We start from the raw sequence: 23702 nt of genomic DNA on the forward strand, positions 1-23702 counted from the left end.
AGACCCGTACGCGGCAACCCCCGCCGCGTACGCAGCGATCACCGTCAAGGGAGAAACCCATGCCCGATCACACCACTCATCGCTCCACCTCACCGGCGGCCGTGTCGCGTCGAGGATTCCTGGCCACGGCCGGAGCCGCCGGTGCCACGGTCGCCGGACTCGGGACGACCACTGCGCACGCCGCGCCGGGCACCACATTGGTGCGGACCCCGGCCGAACTGGACGCCGCCATCGCCGGGGCGGGCCCGGGCTCCACGATCATGATGGGCAACGGGGTGTGGCGCGACCTCGGCCTGGTGTTCCGTGGGAGCGGCACGCAGGCGCAGCCGATCACACTCCGGGCCCAGACACCCGGAATGGCGATCCTGTCCGGGGCGTCGTACCTGCAGATCGTCGGGGAGCATCTCGTGGTGGACGGGTTGGTGTTCCGCGACGGCGCCGCACCACCGGACATCCAGCACCTGATCGGCTTCAGCGACGCCGAGGACGACGGCAAGGACGATCCCGCGGTCACCTACTCCAGCCACTGCCGGCTCACGAACACCGTCGTCGACGGCTTCAGCAAGCCCGATCCCGAGATCCGGGACTCCTGGGTCGGCATCTGGGGCCAGCACAACCGGGTGGACCACTGCGCCTTCATGAACAAGACGAGTCGCTCGCTCCTCATCGTGGGCCGAGGCTTCGACGAGCGCCCCACGTACTCGCGGGTGGACAACAACTACTTCGCCGACATCCCGGACACCGAGTACAGCGCCGGCACCGTGATCATGAGCCTCGACAAGACCGATTCGTTGACCGACGGCCGTGACGTGATCGAGCAGAACGTGTTCGAGAACCTGCAGGGTCGCGGCCGCATCGTCAGCCTCAAGTGCAGTCACAGCACCATCCGGGACAACACGTTCTGGCGGGCCTCGGGCTCGATCTGTTCACGCTCCGGCAGCTTCAACACGGTGGAACGCAACTTCATCTTCCCCGGGCTGGAGGAACGGGACGGCTTCTTCACCGGCGGCATGTTGATGATCGGTGAGGGCCACGTCATCCGTGGCAACTACGTCCAGGGGTGCACCCGCTGGGGTCGGGAGGCCCTTGCGCTGTACGAGGGCGACGCCGACAACGCCCCGGGGGTCGGCAGCTACTACCCGACCAAGGACGTGGTGGTGGCGAACAACACGTTCATCCACAACTACCGGACGATCACGGTCGGGATGCTGTACGACCCGGAGAAGGGGATCGACGTCCCGGTGGAGAACATCACCTATCGCGACAACGCCATCCTCGGTGATGACACCTCGCCGCTGCGGTTGATCAACGAACTCGACCCGCCGATCGGCGACATCGTCCACGAGGGCAACATGTTCCTCGGCGGCAACGTCGACGACCTCGGCGACCTTCCCGGTGTCGACATCGCCGATCCCGGTCTGGTCGAGCAGGCCGATGGCACATACCGTTACTCCGACAGCAGCCCGCTGCGACACAACATCACGACCAGCCCACGCCGCAAGGCTGACGTGGGCCCGACCTGGAAGTGGGACTGATTCGTCCATGACTGACCTGACAGCCGCACCGACCACCCTCACCGATGCCGCGTGGACCGAGCGGTTCGACGCGATCATGCCTTTCGGGTCGAGCACGGCCTCGAAGCGCCCGCGGCTGCTGCCGGAGGAGCCCGAGGTCGTGGTGCGGGGTGAGGGGTGCCGGGTGTGGGACGACCGGGGTCGCGAGTTCATCGACTACCGCAACGCGCTCGGACCGATCACGCTGGGCTACCGGTTCCCGGCGGTCGACGAGGCGATCCGCGCCCAGCTCGACCGGGGGATCCTGTTCGGCCACCCGTCGCCGCTGGAGTGCGAGGTCGCCGAGCGGTTCTGCCAGCACCTCCCGGGGATGGAGCAGGCCCGCTTCCTGAAGACCGGCGGTGAGGCGATCGCAGCCGCGATCCGGATCGCCCGCGCCCACACCGGGCGTGACCACGTGATCCAGATCGGCTACAACGGGTGGCTGAACGGCCTCGGTTCCGGGGCCGCAGCACTGCCGGGGCAGGCGATGCCCGCACCGGCCGGGGTGCCCGCCGCGCTGGCCGCGCTGCACCACCCCGCCCGCTGGAACGACCTGACCCAGGTCGCCGAACTGCTCGAGGCCCACCCCGGGCAGGTGGCGGCCGTCGTCGTCGCGGCCGACTACGCCCGGATGGCCGAGGGGGCCACCTTCTACCCCGCCCTGCGCGCCCTGCTGGACCAACACGGCACCCTGCTGGTGCTCGACGAGATCGTGACCGGCTTCCGGATCGCGCTCGGCGGGGTCAACGAACACTTCGACGCCCGCGCCGACCTCGCCGTGTACGGCAAGGGCATGGCCAACGGGATGCCGATCGCGGTGTACGCCGGTCGCCGCGAGGTGATGGAGGCCTGTGGGCCGGGTCGGGCGACCATCTCCACCACCTTCGGCGGGGAGACGCTGTCGTTGGCCGCGGCTTCGGCCTGCCTCGACACCTACCTCGGATCCGACGTGGTGGGTCACCTGTGGCGGCAGGGCACCACGCTGTGGGACCAGGTGCGGGGGCTCTTCGAGTCGTACGACCTCCCGCTGTCGGTCGCCGGGCTGGCGCCGTGCCCGGCCTTCGTCGCCACCGACGACACCCCCGGGCTGCTCGACACCTTCCTGCGCGCCGCGTACCGCCACGGGGTCTCGCTGTACAACGTGTCGTACGTGAACCTGTCGCACGCCGACGCCGACGTCGCCGAGACCGTCGAGCGGCTGGGCAGGGCCTGCGCCGACGTGGCGGACCAGGCCGCCACCGCCTGACCACCACCATGATCACCTTTCACCACAGGAGCACAACGACATGCGCGAGGTCACCATCTCCCTGGTCTCCGGGCCCACCCCGGAGCTCGCACGCGAAGACGTCGGGGACACCGAGTTCGAGCTGATCATCGACTACTGGTCCGACCGGATCAGTCAGGTGCTGCCGGATCGGCCCGACCTGATCGTGCTGCCGGAGCTGTTCGACCGACCCAAGGTCAGCGGGCAGCCCACCGCGCAGTACCTGTCGGGCGACGCGAAGACCGAGTTCATCCACGCGAAGGGCACGCGGATCCGGGACGCCCTGGCCGAGATCGCGGTCGCCAACTCGACCTACGTCACCCACCCCAGCTATCGGGTGGCCGAGGACGGAGCGGTGTTCAACTCGATGGAGTTCATCGGGCGCGACGGCGGCACGGCAGCGGTCTACGACAAGATCATGCCGACGCTGGGCGAGCTGGAAGGAGTGGTGAGCCCGGGTCGGGAGGTGTTGGCCGCCGACCTGGACTTCGGCCGGGTCAGCGCCGCCATCTGCTTCGACCTCAACTTCGAGCAGCTCCGCACGGCGATCGCCCGGGTCCACCCCGAGCTGATCGTGTTCGCCTCGGCCTACCACGGCGGCCTCGTGCAGAACCACTGGGCGCTCAGCTGCCGGTCGTACTTCGTCGGCTGCGTGTACCCACCGAACCGCAGCACCATGATCAACCCGACCGGCCACGAGGTGGCGTCGACCAGCACGTACGACTTCCTGCTCACCCGCACGCTCAACCTCGACTACGTGGTCGTCCACCTGGGTTACAACCGCGACAAGCTGACCCGGCTCAAGGCCCGGTACGGACCGGAGGTGCTGATCGAGGACCCGGGGCTCGTCGGGATGGTGCTGGTCTCCAGCCGTGCCACGGACGTGACGGCACGGCAGATGATCGACGAGTTCGAGATCCAGGACCTGGACGGTTACTTCGCCGACAGCGCCGCCCATCTCGAACCGCACGGCATCACCGTCCCATCCGGCGCCGCGTCACGACCATGATCGAACTGGCGCTGCTGACCGGCGGCCCGGGCAGTGTCCGAGACGTCAACAGTGCCCGCGTGCTCGCCACGATCCGGGAACACGGGCCGATCTCACGCTCCGAGTTGATCAAGAAGGCAGGTCTCAGCAAGGCGACGGTGTCGGTGATCGTGGCGAACCTGCTCGAACGCGACGCCGTACGGGAGAGCGGCAAGCAGCAGCCGGCGCGGGGCCGGAGCCGCATCCTGCTGGAGTTCAACAGCGCCGCGATGACCGTCATCGGGGTGCAACTGTCCGACGACCGGTGCCAGTTCGTCCGGACCGATCTCGCCGGCACGATCCTGGATCGGCTCGACGTCGGGATCGACCTGAGTGACCCCACGGAGGTCCCCGCTGCCCTGGCCCGCGCCATCCGACGGTTGGTACGCAGGCCCGGCGGCACTGTGCTCGGGGTCGGCATCGGGGTGCCGGGTCGGGTCGACGCCGCCGGGCGCAACGTCCAGGTCGCACTGTCACACGACTGGCACGAGGTCGGTCTCGCCGACGAGTTGGAACGGGCCCTCGACCTGCCGATCACGCTGACCAATCGGGCCAAGGTCGCCGCCCTGGGCCATCTGGCCGCCGCTGCCGGCTCGCCCGCCGACACCCGTGTCGGACGCGACCTGGTCTACCTGTACCTCGGTGACGGTGTCGTCTCCGGGATCGTGACCGGGGGACGGTTGCTGGTCGGCCACGACGGCACCGCCGGCGACCTCGGCCACGTGATGGTGGAACGCCGCGGGCCGTTGTGCACCTGCGGCACCCGGGGCTGCCTGCAGGTGCTGGTCGGGGGCACCGCGATCGCCACCGACGCCGGACTCGACAGCTGGGAAGCCCTGCAGCGAGCCGTCGCCGCGGGTGAGCCGGCCGCGCTGCGTGCCGTCCGTCGCGCCGGTGATCGACTCGGCATGGCGCTGGGCCACCTGGTCGTCGCGGTCACCCCGTCGACGATCGCGGTGGGTGGACCGACCGCCCGGCTGGGCGCCCCGTTGCTGGCCGAGATCGACCGTGCCGTACGACGTTGCGCCCCGACCGCGGGGCCGGTCGAGATCCTGCCGGCCGACGACGACGCCCCACCGCGTGGCGCCGCACTGCTGTGGTTGCAGCGGGCCGGCCTACTGCAGTGAGACGGGCCGGGCCGGGGCGCCGGCCTGCTGGTTGACCTGCCGTGAGCGCGCGAGGTAGTCCGCGATGCCCTCGATGCCGAACTCGGCCATCAGGTCGGCGACCGGGACCTCGGAGTCATGGCTGGTGATCAACACCTGGCCGAGTTCGCCCGGGTCGGTGATCGTGACCGCGGCACCACGTGCCTGCTTCAGGGCCTGCAAGGGTCCCGCGCGGTTGTTGTCGAGGTGGACCACGGCACAGTTGGTGTTGATCTTGGTCGTCACCCACTGTTGGTAGTTGGTGCTGCCGGCGATCCGATGGCCGACGGGGGACAGCACATCGCTTGTCAGGTTGACGATCCCGACCGATCCGATGAAGTGGCTGCGCAGTTGGTTGGCCCAGAACGCCTGCATCAGTCCGCCGTGGTACCGCGACGGGAACAGCATCACGTCCGGCTGCAGCGGTCGGTGGAGCTCGATCAGCTCGACGAAGTTGAGGTCGAAGCACAGCGCGAACCCGACCCGGCCGAAGTCGGTGTCGACCACCACCGGCTCACGGCCCGGCAGCAGGCCGTACTCGAACTCCGTCGGCACCAGCCGCAGCTTGTCGTACCGGGCGATCTCGGCGCCGGAGCGGTCGAGCAAGGAGGCACTGTTGTGCCAGTCGCCGTCGGCATCGGGCACCGCCCACCCCGGGGCCACGTAGCACCTGTGTTCGCGCGCGACCTCGGCCAGCATCTCCCGGCTCGCCGCCAACATGGCCGGCCGCAACCCGACGACCACGTCCAGCGGGCACTCGTCGTACCGGTCGAACAACTCGGGCAGCACGACCAGGTCGGGGGCGTCGAGCAGCACCGGCTCGATCTGCTGCCGCCAGAAGTCCATCATCGTGGCGACCAGCGCATCCTCGCTGTGGCCCGGCCCCGGATAGCGCGGGGGAGGGTTGCCCACCGAGGCCACCGTGATCTCACGCCTGGTCAACGTCGACACCATCTGCTCCACCTCGTCCGTCCGGCGATGATCATCGAACCTACGCCGTACGCCGCCACTGGAGCCAGCCGCGTCTCACCCGTCAGCGCAGCTGTGGCACGAACGGCAGCGACAGCACTCCGGGTGCGGCCACGCCCAGCGCCTCGGCCGCCTGCCGCCACAGCGCCTCCAGCCCGCCGGTGCCGGCGAGGGTGCCGAGGGCGGGGCCACCGGCCAGCAGGTCGTCGGCCAGCCGGGTGTCGGTGTGGCCCGACTCCGACGACTCGGCCGGCCGCAGCTGCGCCAGGAACGGGAAGCCCGGACCGGTCCGCAGCACCGCGTCGTCGCGGTCCAGCCCGGCGAGGGTGCAGACCCGGTCGATCGCGGTGTCCATCCCGCCGAGACGGTCGGCGAGCTGGTGCTGTACGGCGTCGGCCCCGGTCCACACCCGGCCGCGGGCCAGTGGCTCCAACGTGGCGTGGGGCATCTTCCGGTCGGTGGCTGCCTTGGTGGTGAAGTCGGCGTACACCTCGTCGAGCCACCGGTCCAGGGTCTGCCAGTGATCATCGGTGAACGTCTCGAGGTTGCTGAACATCCGCGCCCGGGCGCCGGCGGCGAGCTCCTCGCGGACCAGGCCGATCCTGTCAGTCAGCCCGGTGGTGACGAACTTCCCTGCCAGCACGCCGATCGAGCCGGTCAGCGTGGTCGGGTTGACCACGATCTCGTCGGCCGCCATCGACACGAAGTAGCCACCCGAGGCCGCGACGTCGCCCATCGTGGCGACCACCGGTCGGCCGGATTCGCGAAGCCGTACGACCTCGCGCCGGATCGCATCGCTGGCCACGTAGGAACCGCCGGGGGAGTCGACGCGGAGGATGACAGCCTTCACCCCGGAGTCGCGACCCGCGGCCCGTAGCTGCGCCGCGACGGTGTCGGCCCCGGCCTGCTGGCCGCCGAAGGCGGACCGCTGGGACTGTCCGGTGACGATGCCACCCTGGACCCCGACCACGGCGATCGCCGGCTTGCTGCGGGCAGCGAGCTGTTGAGCCGCGCCGCCGAAGCCCTGCTTGGCGTACCGGTGCACGTACTGCAGTCGGACCTGCGGACCCTCGTCGGGCTCCGGGCGCCACGGTCGCGGCGCGGCGGGGATGATCTTGCCCCAGTTCTCGGTGAGCCAGCCGTACACCTCGTCGCGGTAGCCGATCCGGTCGATCAGCTTGTGCTCAAGGGCTTCGGCGGCGGTGAGCGGCGCGCTGTCGACGGCGGCCCGTACGGCTTCGGGCGGCAGCGACCGCCGCTCGGCGACCCGGGTGACCGTCTCGGCGAGCACCGAGTCGGCGATCCGCTGCATCATCTCGCGCTGCGGTTCGGTCACCTCGTGTGCGGCGAACTGGTTGGCCGCGGTCTTGTACTCGTGACGCTGGCCGAACTCCGGCTCCACGCCGACCTTGTCGAGCGTGCCGCGGAACAACGTGACGCCGAGGGCGACGCCCTGGATGCCGACCGATCCGGAGGGCTGCAGCCAGATCTGGTGGCAGTGGCTGGCGAGACGGTAGCCGAACAGGCCGTTGGTCAGCTCGCCGAACGAACTGGTGTGGGCGACGGTGGGGCGATGCTCACCGAAGCGAGTGATCAACTCGGCCAGTTCGTCGACCTGGCCGGCGGTCAGCGGGCAGTCGCCGATGTTGATCACCAGTCCGGCGACGCGCTCGTCCTTGGCCGCCTCGCGGAGTCCGTCCCGGATGGACCGCATGGTGGGGGCCTGCAGGGCACGCAGGGCGTCGCGCGGGCTGGCCGGTGCACCGCTGAGGATGCCGCGGGAGAGGTCGAGCTCGAGGACGGTGGGGGGCTGGGCGGGAAGGAGGCCACGGAGCGGCGTCTGCGTCAGGTCCATGCGACCAGCGTAGGAGCGGTGTCCCAGCCGGCGGTGGCCTCACGACCCGTACCGGACCCTGAACATTGGTGCTCACAAAAGTTTGCATTCGCGGGCAATTGCTAGCAGACTGGGGCCGTGGCAAAGTTCGCGAAGGACCTCGGAGGCGTCGGCGAGTTCATCGCCGAGCGTCGTCGGGCCGCCGAGCTGTCGTTGCGGCAGCTCGCGGAACAGACCGGGGTCTCCAATCCGTACCTGAGCCAGATCGAGCGCGGTATGCGCAAGCCCTCCGCCGACGTCCTGCAGAAGGTGGCCCGAGCCCTGCAGGTGTCGGCCGAGACGCTGTACGTACGGGCCGGCATGCTCGATCCCGATGACGACGCGACGACGTCGGTGGAGCAGGCGATCCTCGCCGACACCTCGATCGCGGAGTCCCACAAGGACGTGTTGCTGGAGGTCTACGCCAGCTTCGTCGCACTCCACGCCACCGCCGGGCAGGACGGTCCCGATTCTCCTGCTGGGCAAGGACGTTCCGGCCCCATCGGTTCCGATGAGAACACCAGCAACGCCAGCATGAACGACCCCGATCCGAGCACCACTGACGATGCCACCGTGGCAGCGTCGGCGAGAGGAGACTGAGATGACCGAGTCCACCAACGATCCGCAGGACACCTCGGCCGAGCAGGCCGCCGAGGTCCCGAACCCCGACACCGCCCCCACCACCCCGACGACCGACACCGCGGCGACCGGCAGCACGGCGACCGGCAGCACGGCCGAGTCGACCGAGGACGCCCCGCACGCCGGTGACTCGATCGGCACCGACGACCTCGGGGTCGACGACGACCTGGGTGCCGAAGACCTCGGCGGGGGTGCCATCGATCCCGACATCCCGTCCGCGGCCGGATCGAGCGGCACCGCGGCCGAGGACATGGCCGGCGACTTCGCCGGTGCCCAGGCCGAGGGTGAGCACAGCGAGACCACGAAGGCCTACCTCGGGCGGCCCGAGCTGACCCCCCTGTACGCGATGGCCGGCCTCGCCGATCTGGCGGCCAATGTCGTACGCGACATCGCCAACGAGCAGATCGCCGCCTTCCGGGCCCGGCGCCAGCAGGCCGCCGCCGATGCCGAGGCCGGTGCCACGGATGCCGATGCTGATCCGTCGGCCACGGACTCCCCGTCTGAGCAGCAGCGGCAGAACGAACAGTTCAACGCCTTCCTGGCCAAGGCGCAGGAGCGCACCCAGGAGCTGTTCGACCAGGCGATGGCGCAGTACGAGCACCTCGCCGATCGTGGACGGGTTGCCGTCGGGGACGCCTTCGACTCCGCCAAGGAGCAGCGGGCCAAGGCCGGCGCGAAGGCCTCGGAGGGTGCGGAGAAGGCGGGCGACAAGGCCGAGGAGGCCGCCCGCGCTTCGGCCGACGACGTCTCGGCCGCCGCCGACCGGTTCGCCGAGCGGGTCGCTGCGGCGGCCCGTACCGCCGCCGATCGGGTGAGTCGAGCCACCCAGGGCAAGGGCGACACCTCCGCCGACGCCGAGGCTGCCGAAACCGTTGCTGACAAGGCAGATGCTGCCGCGGCCGAGGCGGATGCCGCGGCCGAGGCCGGGGACGGGGAGGCCCCGGACGAGGGCGGCACCGGGACCGCCTGGACCGACAAGTCCTGACCCACGCCCTGCCCGACCCGGACGCGGCGCGGGGACACCGACCGGTGGCCTCGCGCCGCGTATCCTTTGGCGGTGATCATTTGGCGAGGGTTGGGGTTCCTGGGAGCCCTGTTCGGTTTCGTGGCCATGCTGGTGTTCGTCGGCGGCGGCGCGAGCATCATGGGCGACGCGTTCAACACCTTCGGTGGGTTCTCCGCCGCCGTCGGACTCCTGCTGGCCGCCGGTGGCTGCTGGTTCGTGGGGCAGTACATCAACCAGACCAAGCCACAACGGGTGCTCGACGAATGGCTGCCCGCCCGGCGGGCGCAGCTTGATCAGCTCGTCACCAGCGGTGGCTTCCAGATCGGCCCGGGGCAGCCTCGACCCAGCAGCGAGGCCGAGGCGCGCGCCCAGGCCGACTTCCTGCTGGAGCAGGAGACGGCCATGCGGCGGCAGTCGTTCAACCAGCACACGCTGTTCTGGATCCCGCTGCAGTACATCGCCTTCGGGTACGCCGCGATCGTCGTGGTCATTCTGGCGCTCGCAGTGATCACCGTCGTGGGCTGACGCCCGCTCGGCCAGGTCAGACGTTCTTGGCCCGGCTCCTGGTACGTGAGCGCTCGCCGGCGCCGAGCACCACCTTGCGCATCCGCACCGCGGCAGGGGTCACCTCGAGGCACTCGTCCTCACGGCAGAACTCCAGCGCCTGCTCCATGCTCATCACCTTGGCAGGGATCAGCCGCTCCAGTTCGTCACCGGTGGAGGAGCGCACGTTGGTGAGCTTCTTCTCCTTGGTGGCGTTGACGTCCATGTCGTCGGCCCGTGCGTTCTCGCCGACGATCATGCCCTCGTACACATCGGCGCCGGGGGAGACGAACATCGTGCCCCGCTCCTGCAGGTTGAACATCGCGTACGCCGACACCACACCCTGCCGGTCGGCGACCAGCGAGCCGGCCGGCCGAGTGCGCAGCTCGCCGAACCACGGTTCGTACGCCTCGAACACGTGGTGCATCAGGCCGGTGCCCCGGGTCTCGGTGAGGAACTCGGTCCGGAAGCCGATCAGGCTGCGGGCGGGGACTAGGTACTCCACCCGGACCCAACCGGTGCCGTGGTTCACCATCTGCTCCAGGCGACCCCGGCGCAACCCCATCAGTTGGGTGACGACACCGACGTAGTCCTCGGGGATGTCGATGGTGAGCCGCTCGACCGGCTCGTGCAGCTTGCCGTCGACGAGCCGGGTGACGACCTGCGGCTTGCCGACGGTGAGTTCGAACGATTCGCGCCGCATCTGCTCGACCAGGATCGCCAGTTGCAGTTCCCCTCGCCCCTGGATCTCCCAGGTGTCGGGGCGTTCGGTGTTGTTGATCTTGATCGACACGTTGCCGATCAGCTCCTGGTCGAGCCGCGCCTTGACCAGCCGTGCGGTCAGGTTCTTGCCCGACTTGCCGGCCAGCGGTGAGGTGTTGATGCCGATCGTCATCGAGATCGACGGCTCGTCGACGGTGATCAACGGCAGCGGCTTCGGATCGGCTGGATCGGAGAGGGTTTCGCCGATCGTGATCTCGGGGATGCCGGCGATGGCGACGATGTCGCCCGGGCCCGCATGATCGGCGGGCTCCCGGTCGAGCGCCTTGGTGATCAACATCTCGCTCAACTTGACCGTCGTGATCGTGCCGTCCGCACGGCACCAGGCCACCTGCTGATTGCGGTGCATCTCGCCGGCGACGATGCGGCACAGCGCGAGCCGGCCCAGGTACGGCGAGGCGTCCAGGTTGGTGACGTGGGCCTGCAGTGGGGCGCCCTCGACGTACGTCGGAGCGGGGATGTGGTCGAGGATCGTCTCGAACAGCGGGCCCAGGTCCTCGGCGTCGGGCATCTCGCCGTCGCGGGGACGGTTCAGCGACGCCCGACCGGCCTTCGCGCTGGCGTACACCACGGGGAAGTCCAGACCGTCACCGGCGTCGTCGTCCAGCAGGTCGAGGAACAGTTCGTACGTCTCGTCGACGACCGCTTCGATGCGCGAGTCCGGACGGTCCACCTTGTTGACCACCACGATGATCGGCAGTCGCTTGTGCAGGGCCTTGCGCAGCACGAAACGGGTCTGCGGCAGCGGCCCCTCCGACGCGTCGACCAGCAGCACGACACCGTCGACCATCTCCAGCCCGCGCTCCACCTCGCCACCGAAGTCGGCGTGGCCGGGGGTGTCGATGATGTTGATGGTCACGTCGTCGCCGTCGGGCGTGGTGTGGGCGACCGCGGTGTTCTTGGCGAGGATCGTGATCCCCTTCTCGCGCTCCAGGTCACCGGAGTCCATGACGCGTTCGTTCACGTCCTGGTTGGCACGGAAGGCCCCGGACTGCCACAACATCGCATCGACCAGAGTGGTCTTGCCGTGGTCGACGTGGGCGACGATAGCGACGTTGCGCAGGTCAAGGCGTTGGGGCATCACGGTCTCTCGGTGGGGCGACGGGTCGGCCCGAGTCTACGGGCACCGGGCACTCCGCACGAAGTCGAGCGTGTGGCAACCGGTGCTCCGGTCAGGCAGAGTCCCGGATCCGTTCGCGCAGGGTCCGGCTGAGGGTGGCCGGCTCGGTGCCACTGCGGTCGATCGCGCGGTGGGCGATCCCGGACTCGGGATGCAGCAGGGCGAGCAGGATGTGCTCGGCGCCGATGTGGTGGTGGGCCAGGTCCTGGGAGACGCGCAGCGACCGCTCGAGCGCGGCCTTGGCCTCCGCGGTGAACGGGATGTGGCCCGCGACGTCGCGCTGCCACGGGAACCGGGGGTGCCGATGGGTCGGGGTCGGGTCATCCAGCGCCCCCTCACCGAATCGGTCCTCGACCTTGCGACGCACCTCGTCGAGGTCGATGCCCAGGCCCCGCAGTGCGGCGGGGTCCATGCCGCCCCGCTCGGCCCGGAGTCGGTCGAGCGCCCGCCGGACGCCATCGGCATCGAGGTCGGTGCTCCCGGTCAGCCGGCCGAGCTCGTCGTCGTCGAGGCAGCCCAGCAGCAGGTGGTCGGTCCCGATGTGGTTGTCGCCGGCTCGGCGGGCATGTTCCTGGGCGCCGACGACGACGGTGCGGGCGGCAGCGGTGAAGCGTTCGAACATCAGGTCTCCTCAGCGGTGCTTCTTGTGGACGGCTTGCTTGCTGACGCCCAGGGCGGTGGCGATGTCCTGCCAGGACCAACCCAACGAGCGGGCCCGTTCGACGTGCAGGCGTTCGAGGCGGTCGGCCAGCACCCGGAGGCTCGCCACCGCTCGAAGTCCTTCGGCGGGGTCATTGCTGTCGACGCCGGTGGTCAGGTCGGTGCCAATCGTCATGTCGTCAGCCTAGGTTGACGATCCTCGTTCGTCAATCAAGGTTGACGGACGTCGTGCGGGCATGGGTTCGGGTCGGTACGCTGGCGGTGCGCTGAGCGTCCTTCCGGGCACCGGGTCCGGGGGAGACCGACCGAGGAAGGCAACGAATGCCAAGCGATTGGTTCTCCGACTCGTTCCGGAACGAGTACCTCAAGCAGCAGACCTCGATGGGCCGGTTCAACCTGGCCATCTTCGGCAAGACCGGTGTCGGCAAGTCGACGCTGGTCAACGCCATCTTCGGCGAGGAGATCGCGCGGACCGGGATCGGCGAGCCGGTCACCAAGGGCAGTCACCTCTACCGGGGCACGGCCGACAACCTGGGCGTCATCGACACCCAGGGCCTCGAGGTGGGTCGCGACGACAAGCAGTTGATGAAGGAGCTGAACGAGGTCGTCAAGACCTCCCGCAAGCTGCCGATCACCGAGCAGATCCACGTCGCCTGGTACTGCGTCCGGGGCATGGACCGGCGGTTCGAGGCCTCCGAGGCCGACTTCATCAAGCGGCTGGACGACCTCGGCATCCCGGTCGTGCTGGTGATGACGCAGGTGCCGCTGCGGGAGGGCCACTTCCATCCCGATGCCATCGAGCTCGCCCGGCAGATCAGCGCGATGGAGCTGCCGATCGTCGGCGGTCGGCCCTACCTGACCAACGCCCGGGCCGACGAGTTCGCCGGGACCCCCGCCCACGGCCTGCAGGAACTCCTCGATGCCACCTTTCGCGTCGCGCCCGAAGCAGTCCGAGGGGCGCTCGTCGCGGCGCAGCAGATCGACTCGAAGCGGAAGCAGGTGGAGGCGCAGAAGCACGTCGTGATCGCAGCCGGCGCGGCTGCGGCTGCGGCTGCGAGCCCGATCCCGTTCTCCGATGCGGCGATGCTGGTGCCGATCCAGCTCGGCATGATGGCGCGGATCGCCCAGATCTACAAGATCAAGTTCGAACGGGCCGCACTGCTGGCGGTCGCCTCGACGACCGCGGCCACGCAGGCCGGCCGGGCGACGTTCACCGGTCTGCTGAAGATGGTCCCCGGCGTCGGGACTGCCGCCGGTGGTGTGATCAGCGCCGGGGTGGCGAGCACCTACACCTTTGCCATGGGGCAGGCCTGGGCGGCGGTGTGCCAGCGGGTGGCCGCCGGCCGGTACACCTCGGTGAACGGGGCGATCGACAACAAGGCCATCCAGGACCTGTTCATGGCCGAGTTCGCCAACAAGGTCAAGGTACGACGCAGTGCTGACGGCCGACCGGTCGACCAACCGACCCCGACCGACACCCAGCACCAAGGAATGCCATGACCCACCATCCGCCCCCGCAGCCCCCGTTCCGCACCTTCGGCGACCTGTTCGCGGGCGATCCGTACGCCCTCGCGGCCGCTGGACTGGACCTGTTCCAGCAGCCCAAGATCCCGCAGGGCAGGTTGCAGTCGTGGCTCCGGGGCCTGGTGGCCGAGAAGGGCCAGACCTTCTTGGGGGTGAGCATCTCCGAACCGCCACCACTGGAGGCCACCGAACACCGGATCATCCTGATCTGGGAGCACAGCCTGGTGGTGGCGCGCACCGTGGACGGGGGCGACGTCGTGCGGGCGGGTCTGCTGCTGCTCGATCCGCGGGTGCTCAGGTGGGCCCACGACCAACGGCGGGCCCACCTGCGTGGTGGCCTCGGGGCCACCGACCTGCGCTGAGACAGGCCGGCCGGAGACACTGTCAGCCGAAGACCGAGGCCACCCACTCCGGGTGGTCGATGAACGGGTTGCGGTTGTGCTGCCACGACTCGAAGATCACCTGGTTGCGTCGCTTCTCGAAGTCGCTCGGCGGATCCTGCTGATGCCACTGGATCAGCACCGAAAGCCTGCCCATGTAGGGATTCGAGCCGTTGTCGACCTGATCGTTGATCTCGAGGTCGGGGAAGCCGTCGCCGCCCTCGTACCGGACCGCCATGTAGAAGATCATCCGGGCCACGTCACCCTTGACCTCGTCGCGCGGCTCGAAGGAGTCGGAGTCGTACGAGCACTGCTCGGCCTCGTTGACCGGCTCGCCACCGTTGTCGAAGTCGAGGTTGCTGCGGGTGGAGTTCACCGTGGAGTCGGTCGGGCGCAGGTGGTGGATGTCGGTGCCGGGACCGGTGCGGGTGCCGAAGTCGCCGTGGGACTTGGCCCAGACGTGCTCCCGGTTCCAGTCGTTGGCGCCACCGCCGTGGGCACTCTTGGCCTGCGAACGGCCGCTGTACAACAAGATCACGTTGTCGGGGTTGTTCGGGTCCTCGTCGGTGTCGGCCAGTGCATCCCACACGTCGCTGTAGCTGAGCTTGGTCTGCTCGCTGATGATGTGGTGCAGCGCCGTCTTCAGCTCCGCACCGCTCTTGCCCTCCGCTGCCCGGTAGTACTCACCCACGGTCGGCGTCGAGGTCGGGCTGCTCGTCGGAGTACTCGTCGGGCTGCTGGTGGGAGTGCTCGTCGGGCTGCTGGTGGGAGTGCTCGTTGGAGTGCTCGTCGGGCTCTCGGACGGTTCCCCGTCGGCCGGAGCAATGGTGGAGGTCGACTTCACCCCGGCGTGGCTGAAGTACGCGGTCAGCACACCGGTCACCGTGACGTGCTCACCGAGGCGGTCCGGATTGCCGTGCAGGCCCCACTCACCCCGCAGTGCGGACGGGAGTTGCACGTACACGATCTTGTCGGTGTCGGTCTCGCCGGCGGTGTCGGCCAGGGCGAGCGCGTAGTCGTTGGGGAAGTCGTCGGTCACCACCGTCGACTCCGACACCGGCTGGCCGACGACGTACCCGGTGACCGAGGCGGTGCCGCCGTGCTGGTCGTCGATCGCCTCGGCGACGGTGATGGCCTGGGCGCCGTACGCGACCGGGGTCACCGGCAGGGTGGCGACCACGAGGACGACGGCGAGCGCCACGAACCCGAACAGGAGCGTGAGTCGGGGTCGGTGGTTCACCTCGACCTCAGGGGTGGAGGGGTGGGCAGTGGAGGAGTTCATGGGGTGGCGCCTTCTGGTGGGGGCACTGGTTACGAGGGGGCCTCGAGCCAGCCACGGACAATGACCTCCACAGGCCTACCAGTCGGTAGGTGCCGGGGGAAGGTGTGACGCGCTGCCGGTTCCGGCGAGCAGCCCGACCGTGGGGCGGCGCGAGCTGGGTGGCCCGACAGTCCCGGTGGAATACGCCGGACGAGCAGGTCGTTCCATGGTGCGTGACTGCTACCACTTCGCCTGCAACCGAATCCTCGCCCACGAGCGGCCGCGATCGGGCCGACTTCTGGTTCGACCCGCTGTGCCCGTTCTGCTGGGTCACGTCGCGGTGGATCCTCGAGGTCGCGAAGGTCCGCGACATCGATGTCCACTTCCACGTGATGAGCCTGGTCGTGCTGAACGAGGGCCAGGACATCGACGACGACTACCGCAAGGTGTTGGCCGGTGCGATCGGCCCGGTCCGGGTGGCGATCGCGGCCGCCGGCCACGCCGGTGACGAGATCCTGGCCCCGCTGTACACCGCGATGGGGACCCGGATCCACGACCGGGGTTACCTGAACGACCAGGAGACCCGGGACTACACGGCGGTGATCGCCGAGTCGCTCGCCGAGGTCGGACTTCCGGCCGAGCTGGCCCGTGCCGCCGACTCGACCGAGTACGACGAGGAGCTCCGTGCCAGCCACCACGCCGGCATGGACAAGGTCGGCAAGGGTGTCGGCACTCCGACGATCCACGTCAACGGGACCGCCTTCTTCGGGCCGGTGATCACCCGGATCCCCCGTGGTGAGGACGCCGGGCGGCTCTGGGACGCGACGGTCACCCTGGCGTCGTTCCCCTACTTCTTCGAGCTGAAGCGCGAACGTACCGAGGACCCCCGGTTCGACTGAACCGTGTCCGGCCCGTTCGCCAGCTCCATGATCAACTCACCATGATCAACTTGTGGTGGGGGGATCAACTCCTGGTGAGGGCATCGGTGGCAGGATCGGGGGCATGACCGGACCCACGCACGAACAGTCTCGGGTGGCCGACACCGTCGAACGGGTGCTGGGTGAGCTCGACGTCGCGTGGCAGCGCCGTGATCGGCACGTCTTCGGCGTCACCCTGCCCGGCACCCGCAAGCTGAAGACCGAGTGCGCCCTCGAGGTCGGCCGGCACACCCTCGACGTGCGCGCCTTCGTCGCCCGCAACCCCGAGGCGAACCATGCCGCGGTCCACCGCTGGCTGCTGGAACGCAACCTGCGGCTGCCGCTGGTCGCGTTCACCGTCGACCACCACGGCGACATCCACCTCTGTGGCAGGCTCCCGTTGTCCGCGGTCACCGACGACGTCGTGGACGCCGTGCTCGGCACCGTCGCCGAGGCCGCCGACGACAGCTTCAACACCATCCTGGAGCTCGGCTTCGCCGACAGCATCCGCGCCGAGTGGGCGTGGCGTCGCTCCCGCGGTGAGTCGACCGCGAACCTGGCGGCGTTCAGCCACCTCGACCCCGGCCCGAGCTGACGTCGGATTCACATAGGCTCGGTGCCATGACTGCGACGCTGATCCTGCTCCGTCACGGCGAGAGCGAATGGAACGCCAAGAACCTGTTCACCGGCTGGGTGGACGTCGACCTGACCGACACCGGGCGTGCCGAGGCCGAACGCGGCGGCCAGCTGCTCGCCGACGCCGGGCTGCTGCCCGACGTCGTCCACACCTCGCTGCTCAACCGGGCCATCCGGACCGCCGAGATCGCGCTGCACGTCGCGAACCGGTTCTGGATCGAGACCAAGCGGTCCTGGCGGCTCAACGAGCGCCACTACGGCGACCTGCAGGGCCGCGACAAGGCGCAGGTGCGCGAGAAGTTCGGCGAGGAACAGTTCATGGTGTGGCGCCGGTCGTACGACACCCCGCCGCCGGTGATCTCGGCCGACAACGAATGGTCCAACTTCGACGACCCGCGGTACGCCTCGCTGCCCACCGAGTTGCGGCCACGGACCGAGTGCCTGGCCGACGTCGTCGACCGGATGCTGCCCTACTGGTACGACCAGATCGTGCCCGACCTGCGGGCCGGCAAGACCGTGCTGGTCGCCGCCCACGGCAACTCGCTGCGGGCCCTGGTGAAGCACCTCGACGGACTCGGTGGTGACGAGGTCGTCGGGCTCAACATCCCGACCGGCATCCCACTGGTGTACGAGCTCGACGCCGACCTGAAGCCCACCGGCGCCAGCCGCTACCTCGACCCGGCAGCGGCCGCCGAGGCGATCGAGGCCGTCAAGAACCAGGGCAAGAAGTAGGCCCGACCCGCACCGGGACAACGAAACACCGGGCCCGCAGCGAGAGATCGCCGCGGGCCCGGTGTTTCGTTCGTGGGAAGGGAAACCCGGAAGCCGGGCACCCAGTCATCGTGACTCAGCCGGTCACGGCTGGGCCGGGACCTCGTCCTCGGGCAGCTCGCCGGTGACGATGTAGACCAGCCGCCGAGCGATCGCCTCGGCATGGTCGGCGATCCGTTCGTAGTACCGGCCGAGCAACGCGACGTCGACGGCGAACTCGACACCGTGCGGCCAGTCGGGGTTCAGCATGATCCGGAACTGGCTGCGTCGCAGGTCGTCGATCTCGTGGTCGCTCTCCTGCACCGTCTCGGCGTCGGCGATGTTGCGATCGTGGAGGGCGCGGCCGACGCCCAGCACCATCTTCTCGGTGGCGTCGGCCATCCGGGAGAAGTTGCCGATCATGTCGTCGGGGACCGCGCGCTCGGGGTAACGGAGCCGGGCGATCTTGGCGATGTGGGCCGCCAGGTCACCCATCCGCTCGAGCTCGGTCACCATGCGCAGCGTCGCGACGACCAGCCGGAGCTCGCCGGCCACGGGTGCCTGCCGGGCGAGCAACGAGAACGCGCGGTTGTCGATGTCGACCCGCATCTGATTGATCGCCTCGTCGTCGGAGATCACCGTCTCGGCACGCTGCAGGTCGGCCTCCAGCAGGGCTTTGGTCGCGAGTCGGACCGCGGTCGCCACCTTCCGCGACATCTCCACGAGGTCGAGCAGGACCTCATCGAGTTGCTCCCGATAGGAATCGCGCATCGTCAGTCTTTCCTTTGGCTCGTTGAGTGAAGACGGTGTTGGCCCCAGCCGACCAGCTCACCCTAGGGGCCGTGGCTAGCTCCTGACCAGTGCCTGTTGAACGCCCGGTGAACGTTTCGCCAACGAAAGGCCTTGTCGGACAAGCAGTCTACGATGCATGGGTGCAGTTGGCGTGGACGTTGTTGATCGGGATCGCTATAGGTGTGATTGCCGGCGTCCTGATCATGGTGTGGCGCCATCGTCGGGCACTGGACGGTCCGCCGGAGACCCGGCTCGCGCCCCCGGAGCCCGAGGTTCCGCGCGAGGTCGCGGAGCTGGTCTCGTTGCTGCACGCCGCCGCGATCGTCGTCGGCCCGCACGACGAGGTGTTGAGCACCAGCCGGGCCGCCGTCGGCTCCGGACTGGTCCGCGGCAGCCGGATCATCGTGAAGCCCCTGTTGGAGCTGGTCCGCGAGGTGCGCCGGGAGCGATCCCCGGCGATCAGGGACCTGGAGGTGCCGCGCGGCCGTGGTCTGGAGACCACCCACTTCGCGCTGCGGGTCGCTCCGATCAGCGACACCTTGGTGATCGCGCTGGCCGACGACCTCACCCAGGCCCGCCGGGTCGACGCCGTACGGCGGGACTTCGTCGCCAACGTCAGCCACGAGCTCAAGACTCCGATCGGGGCGATCTCGCTGCTCGCCGAGGCGGTCGAGGGTGCCGCCGACGACCCCGTGGCCGTACGCCGCTTCGCCGGCCGGATGGGCGTCGAGTCGCACCGGCTGTCGGAACTGGTGGTGCAGGTGATCGAGCTGTCGCGGTTGCAGTCGACCGACCCCTTCGAGGCCGGGGACGTGGTCGAGGTCGACACCGTGCTGAACGAGGCGGTCGACCGCTCCCGGGTGGACGCCGGCAACCGCGAGATCTCGTTGCGCACCGCCGGGGAGCAGGGGCTCGTGGTGTACGGCAGCGAGGTCCAGTTGGTCACCGCGCTGGCCAATCTGGTCGAGAACGCGGTGATCTACTCCGACCCCGGCGCCAAGGTCGTGCTGTCGGCCCGGCAGTACACCGACGAGGACGGGGCCCGGGTCGAACTGGCCGTCTCCGACAACGGCATCGGCATCTCCGAGGTCGACCGGTTGCGCATCTTCGAGCGCTTCTACCGTGTGGACTACGCGCGCAGCCGCGCCAATGGCGGCACCGGTCTCGGGCTCGCCATCGTGAAGCACATCACCGCCGCCCACGGCGGCTCGGTGGAGGTCTGGAGCCGGCCGGGGGAGGGTTCCACGTTCACCATCGTGATCCCCGAACACCCCGAACTGCGCGATGCCGTGGCGGCCCGACGCCGGATGGAGTCCACGGACGGCCCCGGTGAAGACGAGGGCGAGCCGATGGGGCACGATCGAGCAGTACGTCACGACCAGCTGGATGACCTGGATCGGCAGGAGGGGTGGGCCGACCCCGAGGGGCCCCACCAGGAGGAGGTACGACAGTGACACGAGTGCTGGTGGTCGAGGACGAGGAGTCCTACCGGGAGGCCTTGACCTACATGCTCCGCAAGGAGGGCTTCGACGTCGTGGAGGCGGCGGACGGGACCGAGGGGTTGGCGGAGTTCGATCGGGTGGGGGCCGACATCGTGCTGCTCGACCTGATGATGCCCGGTCTCCCGGGGACCGAGGTGTGCCGGCAGCTGCGACTGCGTGGCTCGGTGCCGGTGATCATGGTCAGCGCCCGCGAGTCGGAGGTCGACAAGGTGGTGGGCCTGGAGCTCGGCGCCGACGACTACGTCACCAAGCCGTTCAGCCACCGGGAGCTTGTGGCCCGCATCCGGGCGGTGCTGCGCCGCGGCCAGGAGGTCGAGCTCGTGCCCGACGTGGTCGAGTCGGCCGGGGTCCGGATGGACGTCGAGCGGCACGAGGTGTCGGTCAACGGCGAGAAGGTGAAGCTGGCGCTGAAGGAGTTCGAGCTGCTCGAGATGCTGCTGCGCAATGCCGGTCGGGTGATGACCCGCGGCCAGCTGATCGACCGGATCTGGGGCGCCGACTACGTCGGTGACACCAAGACGTTGGACGTCCACATCAAGCGGCTGCGGACCAAGATCGAGGTCGACCCGTCCAGCCCGCGCTACCTGGTGACGGTCCGTGGCCTCGGCTACAAGTTCGAGGGGGCCAGACCGGAGGGGCGCTGACCCGCCGGTTAGCGTTGGGTCGTGGACAACGACATCACGGTCTTCGCCGGTTCGGCCCATCCCGAGTTCGCCCGCCGCATGTGCGAGTCGCTGGGCGTCGAGTTGCAGCCCGCCCGGACCACCCGGTTCTCCAACGACTGCCTGCAGGTGCAGTTGGAGGCGAACTGTCGGCGGCGCGACGTCTACATCGTGCAGCCTCTGGTGCCGCCGGTGCAGGAGAACCTGGTCGAGCTGCTGTTGATGCTCGACGCCGCACGGGGTGCCAGTGCCACCCACGTCACGGCCGTGATCCCGCACTTCTCGTACGCCCGGTCGGACAAGAAGGACGCGTCACGGATCTCCATCGGCGGTCGGCTGGTGGCCGACCTGCTGGTGGCCAGCGGCGCCACCCGGGTGATCACGATGGCCCTCCACTCGCCCCAGGTGCACGGGTTCTTCTCGGTGCCGATCGACCACCTCAGCGCCGTACCGGCACTGGCCAATCACTTCGCCGGTCAGGGCCGCGACCTGTCCCGTACGGTCGTCGTCTCGCCCGACCTGGGCAACGCCAAGGTGGCCTCCCAGATGGCCGACCTGCTAGGCGTCGACGTCGCTGCCGGGTCCAAGCGGCGGATGGCCGACGACAAGGTGGTGATCGACTCGATCGTCGGCGAGGTCGCCGGTTGCGACGTGATCGTGCTGGACGACGAGATCGCCAACGGCGGGTCGATCGCCGAGCTGGTACGCGTGCTGCGGGAGCGCGGTGTGGGCACGATCTCGGTGGCCTGTACGCACGGGCTGTTCACCGGTCCGGCGCTGCAGCGGTTGGCCGCGCTGGACGGGGTGGACGAGATCGTCAGCACCGACACGGTGCCGTTCCCGGCCGCCGAACCGTTGCCGAACATGCGCACCTGCTCGGTGACGCCGTTGTTCGCCGAGGCGGTCCGGCGGACCAATCGTGGCGAGTCGGTCAGCAGCCTGTTCGACCGGCCTCCCGCGGGTGTGCCGGCCGTCGAGTAGCCGTTGCCTCGGCCCGCCCACACTCTCGTGGCCCTCACACGGGAGCTTGCTCACCGATAGGTCACCTGGAGAGGCATCCTCGACACGATCGCCTCTCCTAGTGCCCTCTCGGCGTGACGGCACCTCGCCAAGTGCCCTCTGGGCGGGGTGTCACCTCTCCAGCTGTCCTCTCGGCGGGGTGCCACCTCGCCGACTGCCCTCTCGGCGGGGTGCCGCCTCGCCAACTGCCCTCTCGACACGCTTGGGAGACGTACGGGCGGGTGTCGATCCGAACTCGGTCACCGATAGGTCACCTGGAGAGGAATCCTCGGTCACGATCGCCCCTCCTACTGCCCTCTCGGCGTGACGGCACCTCGCCAAGTGCCCACTCGGCGGGGTGCCGCCTCTCCGACTGCCCTCTCGGCGGGGCGGTCAGATGCCGGCGTACGAGTGCAGGCCGCCGAACAGCATGGTGACGCCGGGTCAGCCCTGGTTGGTCGATGAGCTCGGCTCGGGGAGCTCCAGGTTCGGGTATCGGGCGGAGTTCGCGTCCAGCAGCGGAACGACGATGCTCACCGCACCGGCATTGCTGAAGGCGAGCTGCACCTGGGCGGTCAGTCCGGCACGCAGGTCGGGGGAGGAGACGTGGATCGCCTCCTCGGTCAGCACGACCGGGACGCCGGCCTGCAGCGGCAGTCGGCTGGCGCTGGTGATCTGCAGGTCGGCACCGGGGGTGCCGTCGGGCTTCAGGGCGGCCCCGCCGGCACCGATCAGGGTGTCGTCCTCGTCGGCCACGATCGTGCCCGACAGCACGCCCTGGCCCGACTCGGTGACGAAGATGGCCAGGTTGCGCACCTGCACCGCCCCGACGGAGGTGTTCACGCCGTCGGCCGGGGTGTTGGGCTGCAGCGACTGGAACTGGCAGGCGCCAAGCCCCAGGACGAGACTGCATAGCAGCACGCCGGCGGCGACGTAACGGGTCACACGGGCGGGAAGTGGCACGGTCGGAATCTCCTCGGACACACGGCTGCCGACGGTCGGAGCTCAGCCGGGCTCAGCCTACCCACACGGCACCGGATCACCCATCCGGAGGGGGTGCGGGCCGATGGTCACGAAATGGTCTCGGCACACATCACGCCGTCTGTCAACCCTTGGGGAGGTGCCGATTTGCCCTCTGGCTAGGTCAAACACCGAGCCTGGCCGTGGTAGTATGGACGTTGGGAAAGGGGTACTTGGCACATGACCTTCACAGTTGGCGAAACGGTTGTCTATCCCAATCATGGGGCGGCAGTCATCGAAGAGATCGAAACTCGTCAGATCAAGGGGGAGGACAAGCTGTACCTGGTTCTCCGCATCGTGGGGCAGAACGACCTGGTCGTCCGGGTCCCCGCCTGCAACCTTGATCTGGTCGGCGTCCGGGACGTGGTGGACGCTGCCGGGTTGGAGAAGGTGTTCGGTGTCCTGCGGGCCCCGCACACCGAGGAACCGACCAACTGGTCGCGGCGGTACAAGGCGAACCTGGAGAAGTTGCACTCCGGAAACGTGATGAAGGTGTCGGAGGTCGTGCGTGACCTGTGGCGCCGGGAGAAGGAGCGCGGGCTGTCGGCCGGCGAGAAGCGGATGCTGGCGAAGGCCCGGCAGATCCTGGTCTCCGAGCTGGCCCTGGCCGAGGACGTGGCCGAGGAGAAGGCGGAGCTGCTGTTGGACGAGGTCCTCGCCTCCTGACCTGCTCCCCG

At 69.1% G+C, this 23702-nt stretch carries 24 protein-coding genes; 16 read left to right on the plus strand and 8 right to left on the minus strand.

The features are described from left to right. Nucleotides 1–59 precede the first annotated feature (59 nt). The 4 genes from ACQBAU_RS03345 to ACQBAU_RS03360 are packed head-to-tail and all read left to right on the plus strand — an operon-like array spanning nt 60 to nt 4974. The gene (locus ACQBAU_RS03345) at nt 60–1535 is read left to right on the plus strand and encodes a polysaccharide lyase 6 family protein (RefSeq protein ID WP_465255194.1); all 1476 of its coding nucleotides are present in this window, start codon (nt 60–62) and stop codon (nt 1533–1535) included. A 7-nt stretch (nt 1536–1542) separates the two neighbouring features. Next, a complete protein-coding gene (locus tag ACQBAU_RS03350) occupies nt 1543–2802 on the plus strand; it encodes an aminotransferase class III-fold pyridoxal phosphate-dependent enzyme (RefSeq protein WP_465255193.1) in 1260 nt (419 codons plus the stop codon). Nucleotides 2803–2842: 40 nt separating this feature from the next. Continuing rightward, complete coding sequence (locus ACQBAU_RS03355) at nt 2843–3829, plus strand: carbon-nitrogen hydrolase family protein (protein ID WP_434550230.1); 987 nt, start codon at nt 2843–2845, stop codon at nt 3827–3829. Then, entirely contained in the window at nt 3826–4974 is a 1149-nt protein-coding gene (locus tag ACQBAU_RS03360; protein ID WP_465255192.1) for an ROK family transcriptional regulator, read from the plus strand. Before ACQBAU_RS03355 ends, ACQBAU_RS03360 begins: the two co-directional genes overlap by 4 nt. Here ACQBAU_RS03360 and ACQBAU_RS03365 read toward each other — a convergent pair. Together ACQBAU_RS03365 and sppA are read right to left on the minus strand one after the other, a co-directional pair. After that, nucleotides 4963–5946: a carbon-nitrogen hydrolase family protein gene (locus ACQBAU_RS03365; RefSeq protein ID WP_465255191.1), complete on the minus strand. Its 984-nt coding sequence runs from the start codon at nt 5944–5946 to the stop codon at nt 4963–4965. The two genes, ACQBAU_RS03360 and ACQBAU_RS03365, sit on opposite strands and share 12 nt — an antisense overlap. A gap of 79 nt (nt 5947–6025) precedes the next feature. Beyond that, nucleotides 6026–7816, minus strand: a complete 1791-nt coding sequence (sppA, locus tag ACQBAU_RS03370; RefSeq protein WP_434550227.1) for a signal peptide peptidase SppA — start codon at nt 7814–7816, stop codon at nt 6026–6028. A 117-nt stretch (nt 7817–7933) separates the two neighbouring features. Between sppA and ACQBAU_RS03375 the strand changes: the two genes are divergently transcribed. From ACQBAU_RS03375 to ACQBAU_RS03385, 3 genes are all read left to right on the plus strand, one after another. After that, nucleotides 7934–8434: a helix-turn-helix domain-containing protein gene (locus ACQBAU_RS03375; protein WP_434550226.1), complete on the plus strand. Its 501-nt coding sequence runs from the start codon at nt 7934–7936 to the stop codon at nt 8432–8434. A gap of 1 nt (nt 8435) precedes the next feature. Further along, nucleotides 8436–9458: a hypothetical protein gene (locus ACQBAU_RS03380; protein WP_434550225.1), complete on the plus strand. Its 1023-nt coding sequence runs from the start codon at nt 8436–8438 to the stop codon at nt 9456–9458. 72 nt (nt 9459–9530) lie between these two features. Beyond that, nucleotides 9531–10004, plus strand: coding sequence for a hypothetical protein (locus tag ACQBAU_RS03385; protein ID WP_434550224.1), 474 nt, complete (start codon nt 9531–9533; stop codon nt 10002–10004). 16 nt (nt 10005–10020) lie between these two features. On the opposite strand, the gene typA is transcribed toward ACQBAU_RS03385, so the two are convergent. The 3 genes from typA to ACQBAU_RS03400 all read right to left on the minus strand — a co-directional run bounded on the left by typA (nt 10021) and on the right by ACQBAU_RS03400 (nt 12757). Further along, entirely contained in the window at nt 10021–11883 is a 1863-nt protein-coding gene (gene typA, locus ACQBAU_RS03390; RefSeq protein ID WP_465255190.1) for a translational GTPase TypA, read from the minus strand. A 91-nt stretch (nt 11884–11974) separates the two neighbouring features. Further along, nucleotides 11975–12544, minus strand: a complete 570-nt coding sequence (locus ACQBAU_RS03395; RefSeq protein ID WP_465255189.1) for a Clp protease N-terminal domain-containing protein — start codon at nt 12542–12544, stop codon at nt 11975–11977. Between the two features lie 9 nt (nt 12545–12553). Then, a complete protein-coding gene (locus ACQBAU_RS03400) occupies nt 12554–12757 on the minus strand; it encodes an RNA polymerase subunit sigma-70 (protein ID WP_465255188.1) in 204 nt (67 codons plus the stop codon). 146 nt (nt 12758–12903) lie between these two features. Between ACQBAU_RS03400 and ACQBAU_RS03405 the strand changes: the two genes are divergently transcribed. Together ACQBAU_RS03405 and ACQBAU_RS03410 are read left to right on the plus strand one after the other, a co-directional pair. Beyond that, nucleotides 12904–14082 carry a YcjF family protein gene (locus tag ACQBAU_RS03405; protein ID WP_465255187.1) on the plus strand — a complete coding sequence of 393 codons (1179 nt, stop codon included), beginning with the start codon at nt 12904–12906 and terminating at the stop codon, nt 14080–14082. After that, complete coding sequence (locus tag ACQBAU_RS03410; protein ID WP_434550219.1) at nt 14079–14468, plus strand: hypothetical protein; 390 nt, start codon at nt 14079–14081, stop codon at nt 14466–14468. Before ACQBAU_RS03405 ends, ACQBAU_RS03410 begins: the two co-directional genes overlap by 4 nt. Before the next feature lie 22 nt (nt 14469–14490). Here ACQBAU_RS03410 and ACQBAU_RS03415 read toward each other — a convergent pair whose 3' ends face one another. Beyond that, on the minus strand, nt 14491–15768 hold the full coding sequence (locus tag ACQBAU_RS03415; protein WP_434550218.1) for an endonuclease: 1278 nt from the start codon (nt 15766–15768) through the stop codon (nt 14491–14493). Nucleotides 15769–15980: 212 nt separating this feature from the next. Here ACQBAU_RS03415 and ACQBAU_RS03420 point away from each other — a divergent pair, with 212 nt between their 5' ends. From ACQBAU_RS03420 to ACQBAU_RS03430, 3 genes are all read left to right on the plus strand, one after another. Continuing rightward, complete coding sequence (locus ACQBAU_RS03420; RefSeq protein ID WP_434550217.1) at nt 15981–16646, plus strand: mycothiol-dependent nitroreductase Rv2466c family protein; 666 nt, start codon at nt 15981–15983, stop codon at nt 16644–16646. Between the two features lie 103 nt (nt 16647–16749). Continuing rightward, nucleotides 16750–17259: a type III secretion system chaperone family protein gene (locus ACQBAU_RS03425; RefSeq protein WP_434550216.1), complete on the plus strand. Its 510-nt coding sequence runs from the start codon at nt 16750–16752 to the stop codon at nt 17257–17259. A 26-nt stretch (nt 17260–17285) separates the two neighbouring features. Next, on the plus strand, nt 17286–18032 hold the full coding sequence (locus ACQBAU_RS03430) for a phosphoglyceromutase (RefSeq protein WP_434550215.1): 747 nt from the start codon (nt 17286–17288) through the stop codon (nt 18030–18032). Nucleotides 18033–18155: 123 nt separating this feature from the next. On the opposite strand, the gene phoU is transcribed toward ACQBAU_RS03430, so the two are convergent. After that, nucleotides 18156–18821, minus strand: a complete 666-nt coding sequence (gene phoU, locus ACQBAU_RS03435; RefSeq protein ID WP_434550214.1) for a phosphate signaling complex protein PhoU — start codon at nt 18819–18821, stop codon at nt 18156–18158. A 167-nt stretch (nt 18822–18988) separates the two neighbouring features. Here phoU and ACQBAU_RS03440 point away from each other — a divergent pair, with 167 nt between their 5' ends. From ACQBAU_RS03440 to ACQBAU_RS03450, 3 genes are all read left to right on the plus strand, one after another. Continuing rightward, nucleotides 18989–20296: a sensor histidine kinase gene (locus ACQBAU_RS03440; protein ID WP_465255381.1), complete on the plus strand. Its 1308-nt coding sequence runs from the start codon at nt 18989–18991 to the stop codon at nt 20294–20296. Then, on the plus strand, nt 20293–20988 hold the full coding sequence (locus ACQBAU_RS03445) for a response regulator (protein WP_434550212.1): 696 nt from the start codon (nt 20293–20295) through the stop codon (nt 20986–20988). The genes ACQBAU_RS03440 and ACQBAU_RS03445 overlap by 4 nt, the downstream gene beginning before the upstream one ends. 78 nt (nt 20989–21066) lie before the next feature. Beyond that, nucleotides 21067–21987, plus strand: a complete 921-nt coding sequence (locus ACQBAU_RS03450; RefSeq protein ID WP_465259491.1) for a ribose-phosphate diphosphokinase — start codon at nt 21067–21069, stop codon at nt 21985–21987. Between the two features lie 462 nt (nt 21988–22449). On the opposite strand, the gene ACQBAU_RS03455 is transcribed toward ACQBAU_RS03450, so the two are convergent. Next, on the minus strand, nt 22450–22968 hold the full coding sequence (locus ACQBAU_RS03455) for a hypothetical protein (protein WP_434550210.1): 519 nt from the start codon (nt 22966–22968) through the stop codon (nt 22450–22452). Between the two features lie 237 nt (nt 22969–23205). Here ACQBAU_RS03455 and ACQBAU_RS03460 point away from each other — a divergent pair, with 237 nt between their 5' ends. Beyond that, nucleotides 23206–23691 (plus strand): CarD family transcriptional regulator, encoded by a 486-nt coding sequence (locus ACQBAU_RS03460; RefSeq protein ID WP_434550209.1) that lies wholly within the window; start codon nt 23206–23208, stop codon nt 23689–23691. Nucleotides 23692–23702: the final 11 nt, after the last annotated feature.

Origin of the sequence: Carbonicoccus niuqiaonis, assembly GCF_050157065.1 — a bacterium.
Taxonomy (GTDB): Bacteria; Actinomycetota; Actinomycetes; order Propionibacteriales; family Propionibacteriaceae; genus Avipropionibacterium.

Coding starts and splice junctions, on each gene's coding strand:
- ACQBAU_RS03345 (WP_465255194.1), top strand. CDS start 60: ATGCCCGATCACACCACTCATCGCTCCACCTCACCGGCGGCCGTGTCG.
- ACQBAU_RS03350 (WP_465255193.1), top strand. CDS start 1,543: ATGACTGACCTGACAGCCGCACCGACCACCCTCACCGATGCCGCGTGG.
- ACQBAU_RS03355 (WP_434550230.1), top strand. CDS start 2,843: ATGCGCGAGGTCACCATCTCCCTGGTCTCCGGGCCCACCCCGGAGCTC.
- ACQBAU_RS03360 (WP_465255192.1), top strand. CDS start 3,826: ATGATCGAACTGGCGCTGCTGACCGGCGGCCCGGGCAGTGTCCGAGAC.
- ACQBAU_RS03365 (WP_465255191.1), bottom strand. CDS start 5,946: ATGGTGTCGACGTTGACCAGGCGTGAGATCACGGTGGCCTCGGTGGGC.
- sppA (WP_434550227.1), bottom strand. CDS start 7,816: ATGGACCTGACGCAGACGCCGCTCCGTGGCCTCCTTCCCGCCCAGCCC.
- ACQBAU_RS03380 (WP_434550225.1), top strand. CDS start 8,436: ATGACCGAGTCCACCAACGATCCGCAGGACACCTCGGCCGAGCAGGCC.
- typA (WP_465255190.1), bottom strand. CDS start 11,883: ATGCCCCAACGCCTTGACCTGCGCAACGTCGCTATCGTCGCCCACGTC.
- ACQBAU_RS03395 (WP_465255189.1), bottom strand. CDS start 12,544: ATGTTCGAACGCTTCACCGCTGCCGCCCGCACCGTCGTCGTCGGCGCC.
- ACQBAU_RS03400 (WP_465255188.1), bottom strand. CDS start 12,757: ATGACGATTGGCACCGACCTGACCACCGGCGTCGACAGCAATGACCCC.
- ACQBAU_RS03405 (WP_465255187.1), top strand. CDS start 12,904: ATGCCAAGCGATTGGTTCTCCGACTCGTTCCGGAACGAGTACCTCAAG.
- ACQBAU_RS03410 (WP_434550219.1), top strand. CDS start 14,079: ATGACCCACCATCCGCCCCCGCAGCCCCCGTTCCGCACCTTCGGCGAC.
- ACQBAU_RS03415 (WP_434550218.1), bottom strand. CDS start 15,768: ATGAACTCCTCCACTGCCCACCCCTCCACCCCTGAGGTCGAGGTGAAC.
- ACQBAU_RS03425 (WP_434550216.1), top strand. CDS start 16,750: ATGACCGGACCCACGCACGAACAGTCTCGGGTGGCCGACACCGTCGAA.
- ACQBAU_RS03430 (WP_434550215.1), top strand. CDS start 17,286: ATGACTGCGACGCTGATCCTGCTCCGTCACGGCGAGAGCGAATGGAAC.
- phoU (WP_434550214.1), bottom strand. CDS start 18,821: ATGCGCGATTCCTATCGGGAGCAACTCGATGAGGTCCTGCTCGACCTC.
- ACQBAU_RS03450 (WP_465259491.1), top strand. CDS start 21,067: ATGTGCGAGTCGCTGGGCGTCGAGTTGCAGCCCGCCCGGACCACCCGG.
- ACQBAU_RS03460 (WP_434550209.1), top strand. CDS start 23,206: ATGACCTTCACAGTTGGCGAAACGGTTGTCTATCCCAATCATGGGGCG.